This window comes from Methylobacterium sp. CCH5-D2 (genome assembly GCF_001556475.1).
GTDB classification, from domain to species: Bacteria; Pseudomonadota; Alphaproteobacteria; order Rhizobiales; family Beijerinckiaceae; genus Methylobacterium; species Methylobacterium hispanicum.
Map to the genome: position 1 here is coordinate 1 of NZ_LSIX01000385.1, position 9365 is coordinate 9365.

Annotated in this window: 10 protein-coding genes; 5 read left to right on the top strand and 5 right to left on the bottom strand. The window is 71.5% G+C overall.

Translation table 11 applies throughout. The features are described 5' to 3' along the window. Both secG and tpiA read right to left on the bottom strand, forming a co-directional pair. Positions 1-349: preprotein translocase subunit SecG (secG, locus tag AX737_RS09820; RefSeq protein WP_066920941.1), on the bottom strand; the 349-nt coding region annotated here is incomplete at its 3' end. A 181-nt stretch (positions 350-530) separates the two neighbouring features. Further along, complete coding sequence (gene tpiA / locus AX737_RS09825; RefSeq protein WP_066920943.1) at positions 531-1292, bottom strand: triose-phosphate isomerase; 762 nt, start codon at positions 1290-1292, stop codon at positions 531-533. A gap of 248 nt (positions 1293-1540) precedes the next feature. Between tpiA and AX737_RS09830 the strand changes: the two genes are divergently transcribed. From AX737_RS09830 to rpmG, 5 genes are all read left to right on the top strand, one after another. Continuing rightward, positions 1541-3442 (top strand): peptidylprolyl isomerase, encoded by a 1902-nt coding sequence (locus AX737_RS09830; protein WP_066920945.1) that lies wholly within the window; start codon positions 1541-1543, stop codon positions 3440-3442. After that, positions 3442-4971 carry an anthranilate synthase component I gene (gene trpE / locus AX737_RS09835; RefSeq protein ID WP_066920947.1) on the top strand — a complete coding sequence of 510 codons (1530 nt, stop codon included), beginning with the start codon at positions 3442-3444 and terminating at the stop codon, positions 4969-4971. Before AX737_RS09830 ends, trpE begins: the two co-directional genes overlap by 1 nt. Before the next feature lie 121 nt (positions 4972-5092). Next, positions 5093-5584, top strand: a complete 492-nt coding sequence (locus AX737_RS09840; protein WP_066920949.1) for a DUF983 domain-containing protein — start codon at positions 5093-5095, stop codon at positions 5582-5584. 37 nt (positions 5585-5621) lie between these two features. Then, positions 5622-6296 carry an NUDIX domain-containing protein gene (locus AX737_RS09845; RefSeq protein WP_238231955.1) on the top strand — a complete coding sequence of 225 codons (675 nt, stop codon included), beginning with the start codon at positions 5622-5624 and terminating at the stop codon, positions 6294-6296. A gap of 145 nt (positions 6297-6441) precedes the next feature. Next, entirely contained in the window at positions 6442-6609 is a 168-nt protein-coding gene (rpmG, locus tag AX737_RS09850; RefSeq protein ID WP_066920953.1) for a 50S ribosomal protein L33, read from the top strand. A gap of 73 nt (positions 6610-6682) precedes the next feature. Here the strand turns inward: rpmG and AX737_RS09855 are convergent, their stop codons facing one another. The 3 genes from AX737_RS09855 to AX737_RS09865 all read right to left on the bottom strand — a co-directional run. Beyond that, the gene (locus AX737_RS09855; protein WP_066920955.1) at positions 6683-7615 is read right to left on the bottom strand and encodes a LysR family transcriptional regulator; all 933 of its coding nucleotides are present in this window, start codon (positions 7613-7615) and stop codon (positions 6683-6685) included. Positions 7616-7769: 154 nt separating this feature from the next. After that, positions 7770-8063, bottom strand: coding sequence for a formate dehydrogenase subunit delta (locus tag AX737_RS09860; protein WP_066920957.1), 294 nt, complete (start codon positions 8061-8063; stop codon positions 7770-7772). Positions 8064-8069: 6 nt separating this feature from the next. After that, on the bottom strand, positions 8070-9365 hold a 1296-nt coding region (locus AX737_RS09865; protein WP_156453623.1), incomplete at its 5' end, for a molybdopterin-dependent oxidoreductase.

Sequence of the window (9365 nt, forward strand, 5' to 3'; positions counted from 1 at the left end):
GGGCCGTGCCCTGGTTCTGCTGCTGGCGCAGGGTGTCGAGCAGGTTGTCGGCCCCGCCCGGCTGCTGGCGCGCCGGCTGGCTCGTGCCGGCGCCGTCGAGGATCGAGCGCGGGCCGGCGGCGCGGTGCGACATCACGGCGAGCGTCATGCTGGTGACGAAGAACAGGGCGGCCAGGATCGCGGTGGCGCGGGTGAGCGCGTTGGCCTGGCCGCGGCCGGTCATGAAGCCGGAGACGCCGCCGCCCCCGCCGCCGCCGAGCCCGAGGCCGCCCTCGGAGCGCTGCAGCAGCACGACGCCGATCAGCGCGAGCACGATGATGAGGTGGACGACGATCAGGACGGTCTGCATCGGGATTCCGGGGTCTTACCTGTCTGGCGCCGATCCCGAGAACGCTCGCGATGCTCAGGGATCAGAGGCGGGCGCGCCGCCGGCCGGTGCTCCAGCGCGCCGCCCGCACAATCGGCCGGGCCATACACCAGAAGCGGGCGCGCGCCAACAGGAAGCGGGCCGAGACCGGACGAGGAGGCCCTCAGGCGTAGGCGTTGCAGATGCCCAGGAAATCCTCGGCCACGAGGCTCGCCCCGCCGACCAGCGCGCCGTCGACGTTCTCGACCGCCATCAGCTCGCGGGCGTTGCCGGGCTTGACCGAGCCGCCGTAGAGGATGCGGATCTTGGCCGCCTCCTCGCCGACGAGCTTGTCGAGCATCTCGCGCAGGGACGCGTGGACCTCGGCGATCTCGGCGGGCGTCGGGGTGCGGCCGGAGCCGATCGCCCAGACCGGCTCGTAGGCGATCACCGTGTCCTGGGCGGTCGCGCCCTTCGGGATGCCGATGGCGAGCTGGGCCCGCACGATGCTGAGCGCGCGGCCCTGCTCGCGCTCCTCCATGGTCTCGCCGACGCAGATGATGCCGCACAGGCCCGCGCGCCGGGCGCCGAGCGCCTTGGCGTGCACGCCGTCGTCGGTCTCGTGGTGGTAGGCGCGCCGCTCGGAATGGCCGACGATGACGTATTTGGCGCCGAGGTCGGCCAGCATCTCCGCCGAGATCGAGCCGGTGAAGGCCCCGCTTGGGCGGGCGTGCAGGTTCTGGCCGCCGATGGCGATGGGCGAGCCGTAGGTCGCGGCCACGCACGAGCTGATGAGCGTCGCGGGCGGGCAGATCAGCACGTCGATCTTCTCGAGCAGCGCCGGCGAGAGCCCGTCGCGGATCCCCTCGACGGTCGCGAGCGAGGCGCGCGTGCCGTTCATCTTCCAGTTGCCCGCAACCAGAGGACGCCGCCCCGAACCCGCCATGCCCGTTCCCTCGATCGTGTCGTGCCGCCCGGATGGGGCGGGCCTAGCAGAGCAAGCTTGGGCGCGCAAACCGGTCCGGTGACGACGGCGCGGCCGGCGTCGCCGCTTCGATCGGTAACTTGATCGGTAACTTGGCGAGGCGCCCGCGGATGGGCTATCGCGAATGCAAACGCGCCTCTGCGAACGCAGACGCGCAGAGGCATGACGGCCCCCGCGGCCCACGGGCGCGGGGCGGACGCGGGACGACGATGCTCCAGAACATTCGCGACGCCAGCCAGCACTGGCTCGGCAAGATCGTCCTGACGATCATCTTCACCCTGCTGATCGCGGGCGTGGGCATCTTCGGCGTCGAGGAGTTCTTCCGCGGCGGCTCCAGCACCACGGTCGCCACCGTCGGCAAGACGCAGATCGGCGCGGAAGCCGTGCGCAGCGCCTACCAGAACCAGCTCCAGCGCTTCCAGGCGCAGTTCCGCCGCAACATCACGCCGGACCAGGCGCGCGCGCTCGGCATCGAGCGGCAGGTGCTGCAGCAGCTCGTCACCGAGGCCGCCCTCGACCAGAAGACGCACGACCTCGGCCTCGCCGTGTCGGACGCCGCCGTGCTCCGGGCGATCCAGGACGAGAAGAGCTTCCAGAACGCGGAAGGCCGCTTCGACCGGACGCTGTTCTACCAGACCCTGCAGCGGGCCGGCCTGAACGAGCAGCTCTTCGTGCGCGAGCAGCGCGCCGTCATCGCCCGCCTCCAGCTCGCCGAGGCGGTCTCGGCGGAGCTTCCGGTGCCCCAGGCGATGCGCGAGGCGGTGCACCGCTACGCGACGGAGCGGCGCGGGGCCGCCTACCTCATCCTCACCCCCTCGGTGGCGGGCGAGATCCCGGCCCCGGGCGAGGACGACCTGAAGGCCTATTACGAGACCAACAAGGCGGCCTATCGCGCACCCGAGACCCGCGCCGTGAACCTGCTGGTGCTCGACCCCGAGGCCTTGGCCAAGCCCGACGCCGTCTCGGCCGAGGAGGTGCAGAAGATCTACGACGCCCAGAAGGGCACGTTCGGCAAGCCGGAGCGCCGCACCATCCGGCAGATCGTCTTCCCCGACGAGGCTTCGGCCGAGGAGGCCCGCAAGGCGATCGAGTCCGGCGAGAAGAGCTTCGAGGCGGTGGCCAAGGAACGCGGCACCGACGACAAGGATCTGGTGCTGGGCACCCTGACCAAGGCCGAGCTGTTCGACCCGGCCGTGGCGGACGCCGCCTTCGCGCTGGAGCAGGGCAAGGTCAGCCAGCCGGTGAAGGGCCGCTTCGGCACGGTGCTCCTCGACGTCACGGCGATCGAGCCCGGCACGGTGAAGCCGATCAGCGAGGTCGAGGGCGAGATCCGCCGGCAGGTCGCCCTGACCCGCGCCCGCGAGGGCATCGACAAGACCCACGACGCCGTCGAGGACGAGCGCGCGAGCGCCAAGCCGCTCGCCGACATCGCGCGGGAGCGCGGGCTCGCCCTCGTCGCCGTGCCGGCCGTCGACGCGCAGGGCCGCGACCCGGCAGGCGAGAAGGTCGCGGGCATCCCGGAGGCGGACACGACCCTGCCGGCCCTGTTCCGCGCCGAGATCGGCGGCGACAACGAGCCCCTGCGCACCAAGGCCGGCGGCTACGTCTGGTACGACGTCACGAAGGTCGACGCCGCCCACGACAAGCCCCTCGACCAGGTCCGCGACGCGGTCGCCGCCGGCTGGCGCAGCGCCGAGGTCGAGAAGCGCCTCCAGTCCAAGGGCCGGGAGCTCGCCGAGCGCCTCGACAAGGGCGAGACCCTCGAGGCGCTGGCCACGGAGACCGGCCTCAATCCGCACACGGCCGAGGACATCGCCCGCAACCAGCCGAAGGACCAGCTCACCGCCGACGTGGTGGCGCGCGTCTTCGCCACGAATGTCGGCAAGGCGGGCTCGGCTCAAAGCGGCGAGAACCGCGCCGTGTTCAAGGTCACGCAGGCGACGATGCCGGCCTACGTGCCGGGCAGCCCGAGCGACAAGACCGTGGAGGGCAACTTCCGCACGGCGATCGCCGACGACGTGCTGGGTGCCTACATCGCCGAGGTGCAGCGGAGCGCGGGCGTCAGCGTCAACCAGGCGGCTTTGCGCCGGGCGATCGGCGGCGAGTACTGATGTCGGATCCGAGCGACTTCGACGCCGTCCGGGCGGCCTACGAGGCGGGCCGCCCGGCGCTCCTCAGCCTGACCCTGGTGGCCGACCTGGAGACCCCGGTCGCCGCCTTCCTGAAGCTGCGGGCCGGGCACGCGGGCCCGGCCTTCCTGCTCGAATCCGTCGAGGGCGGCGCCGTGCGCGGGCGCTACTCCATGATCGGTCTCGATCCCGACCTGATCTGGCGCTGCCGCGACGGCCGGCCGGAGCGGACGCACGGGCCCGACCTCACCCGGTTCGAGCCCGACGCGCGGGCGCCGCTGGCGAGCCTGCGGGCGCTGATCGCGGAGAGCGCGATCGCGGAGGCGGATGAGGGCGGGAGCGCGGACCTGCCGCCGATGGCCGCCGGCCTGTTCGGCTATCTCGGCTACGACATGGTGCGGGCGATGGAGCGGCTGCCCGAGCCGAACCCCGACCCGCTCGGCGTGCCGGACGCGGTGATGATCCGCCCGCGCGCCATGGTGGTGTTCGACGCGGTGCGCGACCTGATCACCGTGGTCTGCCCGGTGCGGCCGACCGACGGCGTGCCCGCCCGCGCGGCCTACGAGGACGCCCTCGCCCGGCTCGACCGAGTGGCGGCGGCGCTCGAGGGCCCGCTGCCGATCGAGGCACGGATCGACCTCGCCGAGGTGGCGCCGCCCGAGCCGGTCTCGAACACGCCGCCGGACGCCTACGCGGCGATGGTGGCGAAGGCGAAGGAATACATCGTCGCGGGCGACATCTTCCAGGTGGTGCTGTCGCAGCGCTTCGAGGCGCCGTTCACGCTGCCGGCCTTCGCACTCTATCGCTCCCTGCGGCGCACCAACCCGGCGCCGTTCCTGTGCTACCTCGATTTCGAGGCCTTCCAGATCGTCTGCTCCAGCCCCGAGATCCTGGTGCGGCTGCGGGACGGAACGGTGACGATCCGGCCGATTGCCGGCACGCGTCGCCGCGGCGCCACCCCCGCCGAGGATCGGGCGCTCGCCGAGGAGCTTCTGGCCGACCCGAAGGAGCGCTCCGAGCACCTGATGCTGCTCGATCTCGGCCGCAACGACGTCGGCCGGGTCTCCCGCATCGGCAGCGTGCGGGTCACGGACTCGTTCTTCCTCGAATACTACAGCCAGGTGATGCACATCGTCTCGAACGTCGAGGGCGCGATCGATCCCGCCCACGACGCACTCTCGGCACTGGCGGCGGGCTTTCCCGCCGGCACGGTCTCGGGCGCGCCGAAGGTGCGGGCGATGGAGATCATCGACGAGCTGGAGCGCGAGAAGCGCGGGCCCTACGGCGGCTGCATCGGCTATTTCGGTGCGCGCGGCGAGATGGACACCTGCATCGTGCTGCGCACCGCCATCGTGAAGGACGGGCGCATGCACGTCCAGGCAGGGGCGGGCATCGTCTACGATTCCGACCCGGCCTCCGAGCAGCAGGAATGCGTCAACAAGGCCAAAGCCCTGTTCCGGGCGGCGGAGGAGGCGGTGCGCTTCGCCGCGCAGGCGCGGCGGGGACAGTAGGGCGCAGGACCCGTCCGTTCCCTGGGCATGGATCGGGTCCCATATCGCGCCTGTCCCCGGTATCGGTCCCGAGGTCCAGGGCCCGCGTTCCACACGGCCGGGCGGAAGATGTGAGGCGGCGATGAGTGCGAGTGATCCGACCGTTGCCGGCCAGCCCGCCCGCACGGGCCTGATCCGGGCGATGGGCCGGGGCTTCCTCGGGCGCTGCCCGCATTGCGGGGAGGGCAGGATCTTCGGCCGCTTCCTCAAGGTGCGGCCCGCCTGCGAGGCCTGCGGGCTGGAACTGCACCATCACCGGGCCGACGACCTGCCGCCCTACCTCGTGATCTTCATCGTCGCCCATCTCGTCGGCTATCTGATCCTGGAGCTTGAGATGGGCTACGACGTGCCGCTGTGGTTCCAGCTCAGCTTCTGGCCGCTCGTCACGCTCGGGCTGGCGCTCGGGCTGCTCCAGCCGGTGAAGGGGGCGGTGGTCGGGCTGCAATACGCGCTTGGCTTGCACGGCTTCGCCGGGCTACCCGGAGTGCGCTCCGCGACGGAGGGGGACCCAGCCATTGGACAGAGCGGCGCCGGACAGGGCGGACACGGGCGGGCCGGACTCGGCCGCGCCTGAGACGGCGGAGGCGCCCCCGGCGGCCGGCGCGCGGTCGCTGCGCCCGCGCGACGCCGCCACGCTGATCCTCGTCGATCGCCGCCGCGGCGGCCTCCGCGTGCTGATGGGCCGGCGCAACCCCGGCCTCGCCTTCATGCCAGGCCGGTTCGTGTTCCCGGGCGGCCGCACGGAGCCCAGCGACCGGCGCATGCCGGTGGCGAACGCGCTGCCGGACTACGCCGAGGCCGCGCTCGCGCGGCAGGTCTCGCGCCCACCGCAGGATCTGGGCCGGATGCTGGCGCTCGCGGCGATCCGCGAGACCTTTGAGGAGACCGGCCTCGTCGTCGGCACCACCGCGTACGGCCCGCCCGAGACGGTGCCGCAGGGCTGGGAGGCGTTCGGCCGGCACGGCGTGCTGCCGGATCTGGAGGCGCTCCACCTCGTCGCCCGGGCGATCACGCCGCCGAAGCGCGTGCGGCGCTTCGATACCCGCTTCTTCACCGCGGCGCGCGGCGCCGTCGCGGCCGAGGAGCCCGGCCGGATCGGGCCGGACGCGGAACTCGTCGAGCTCGAATGGCTGCGCCTCGACGCGGCGCGCAAGCTCGACCTGCCCTTCATCACCCGGACGATGCTGGACGAGCTGGAGGCCCAGATCGCCGCCGGCTTCGCGCCCTATCGGCAGATCCCGTTCCACTACGAGCGCCACGGAAAGCGGGAGCGGGTGGCCCTGTAGGGGCTCCGCAGAACCCTGTGGGTCTTGACCGCGAGGGCCGGATCGGGCATTGACCCGCGCGTATTCGGCCGGGGGCAAAGCCCGGCCCTTTTCGTTTTCGCGTTTCGCTTACGCGGAATGCCGCGAAGCTCAGGAGCGCCGCCCCATGGCCAAGGCCGTCACCGTCAAGATCAAGCTCATCTCCACCGCGGACACGGGCTACTTCTACGTCACCAAGAAGAACTCGCGCACGCAGACCGAGAAGCTGACGATGCGCAAGTACGATCCCGTCGCGCGCAAGCACGTCGAGTTCAAGGAAGCCAAGATCAAGTAATCGGGCTTCTTCTCCAGACGCTTTCCAGAGCCGCTCCGGGCACGGGGCGGCTCTCTTCGTTCGAGCCCCGACCTCACAGCTCCTGCGGCAGCCCGTAGACCGTGCCGTCGAGCGTCGGATCGAGGGTCCGGGTCAGGCCGCGCGCGATGGCCACGAGGGCGGTGACCATCGGGGTCGAGGGCTCGCGCTTGGCCGCCACGAGGCCGATCGTGTGCTCCAGGACCGGCCCGGTGATCGGGATCGACCGCACGCCCTCCATGGGGCCTAGCGCATCGGTGAGGATCGCCGGCAGCACGCTCGCCCAGCGCAGGGTGCGCACATGGGTCATCAGCACGATCATCGAGTTCGATTCGAGTGTGGTCGAGGGCTCCTGGCCCGCCGCGCGGATCTGCAGGTCGATGATGCGCCGGTTCTGCATGTTGGGCGTGAGCAGGCAGAGCGGGATGCGGCCGATCTCCGCCCAGGTCACCGAGGCGCGGTCGTCGTAGGGACCGCCCGCCGCGGTGAGCAGGCGGTAGCGCTCGCGGTAGAGGGGCACGGCGATGACCCGGCCGAGCGGCTCGTTGTCGAGGTAGGTCAGGCCCGCATCGGCCTCCAGGTTCTCGATCAGCGAGAAGATGTCGGCCGAGGTGGTGGACTCGACGGTGAGCCGCACGTCGGGATGGCGCGCGCGGTAGGGGGTCGTCAGGCTCGCCACCATCGGCAGCGCGGTCGGGATCGCGGCGATGCGCAGATGCCCGGTCAGCCCCTTGCGGAGCGCGGAGACGTCCTCGTGCATGGCGCGGGCGTCGGCCACGATCCGGCGCGCCCATTCGAGCACCCGCTCGCCCTCCGGCGTGAAGCCCTGGAAGCGCGAGCCGCGCAGCACGAGCTGCACGCCGAAGCGGTTCTCGAGCTGCTTGACCCCGGCCGAGAGGGTCTGCTGGGTCACCCCGCAGACCTCGGCGGCGTGACCGAAATGCTGCTCGCGGGCGAGGGCGAGCAGGAAGTCGAGCTTGTCGATCACGGGACGTTCCGGGCGGCACGCGGGCGGGCGGCGACGCCAAGGTAGTCCGGCGGGCTCCGGCCCTCAACCGGAGGTCCCTCGGCGTGCGGATCTCACCTGGGCCCGGCCCGCGGGATCCGGATCGCGGCGGTGGTTCGCGCGGTGCGCGCGGGCGTCAGCCCGCGTCGCTGGCGCCCGCGCCGAGGAGCTGCGGGTCGCGGGTGGCGGCCCGCACGGGGCTCTCGGCCCGCGGCGCCTCACCGGTGAGGGCCCGGACCACGAGGTCGTCGACCCGCTCGCCCTGCTCGGGCAGGGCGGTCTCCAGATTGGCGATCATCTTCGGCGTCCAGAAGGCCCGGATGTGCTTGTCGATGCCGGCGACCGCCTCCTCCTCCGGGTAGGACCGGAAGAAGGCGGCGATCTGGTTGGCCATGCGGACGAGCTTGTCCGCCTGCGTGAGGGCGCTCATCCGGGTTTACTCCGCCGCCTTGAGGGACTGGGCGATGCGCGTCAGCGAGAAATCCTCCTCGTAGAACTTCGCCTGCCAGTCGGACGGCCGGTTGGTGCGCCGCACCTGCACCGCCGTGACCTTGTACTCGGGGCAGTTGGTCGCCCAGTCCGAGTAGTCGGTGGTGATGACGTTGGCGCCGGTCTTGGCGTGGTGGAAGGTCGTGTAGACCACGCCCGGCTGCATCCGCTCGGAGACCCGGGCCTTCAGCGCGATGTCGCCCGAGCGGCTCTCCAGGGCGACGAGGTCGCCGTCCACGATGCCGCGCAGCTCCGCGTCGAAGGGGTGGATCTCCAGCACGTCCTCCTCGTGCCAGCGCGAATTGTGGGTGCGCCGCGTCTGCGCGCCGACATTGTACTGGGAGAGGATGCGGCCCGTGGTGAGGATGAGCGGGAACTTCGCCCCCGTGCGCTCCTCGGTCGGCACGAACTCGGTGATCATGAACCGGCCCTTGCCGCGGACGAAGCGGTCCACGTGCATCATCGGGGTGCCGAGCGGCGCCTGCTCGTTGCAGGGCCACTGCACGGAACCCAGCTCCTCCAGCTTGGCGTAGGACACGCCGGTGAAGCTCGGGGTCAGCGCGGCGATCTCGTCCATGATCTCGGACGGGTGGCTGTAGTTCATCGGGTAGCCGAGCGCGTTCGAGAGCAGCACCGTGCCCTCCCAGTCGCCGTAGCCGCCCATCGGGGCCATCACCTTGCGGACGCGCGAGATGCGGCGCTCGGCGTTGGTGAAGGTGCCGTCCTTCTCCAGGAACGAGGCCCCGGGGAGGAAGACGTGGGCGTACTTGGCGGTCTCGTTCAGGAACAGGTCCTGCACGACGATGCACTCCATCGCCATCAGGCCCGCGGTGACGTGGTGCGTGTCGGGGTCGGACTGGGCGATGTCCTCGCCCTGGATGTACATCCCCTTGAAGGCGCCATCGACGGCCTCGTCGAGCATGTTGGTGATGCGCAGACCCGGCGCGTTGTCGAGCTTGGCGCCCCAGAGGGACTCGAAGCTCTCGCGGGTGGCGTCGTCGGAGACGTGGCGGTAGCCCGGCAGCTCGTGCGGGAACGAGCCCATGTCGCAGGAGCCCTGCACGTTGTTCTGGCCGCGCAGCGGGTTCACGCCCGCGCCCAGCATGCCGATGTTGCCGGTGGCCATGGCGATGTTGGCCATGCCCATCACCATGGTCGAGCCCTGGCTGTGCTCGGTGACGCCGAGGCCGTAGTAGATGCCGGCCGCACCACCCTTGGCGTAGAGGCGGGCGGCGCCCCGCAC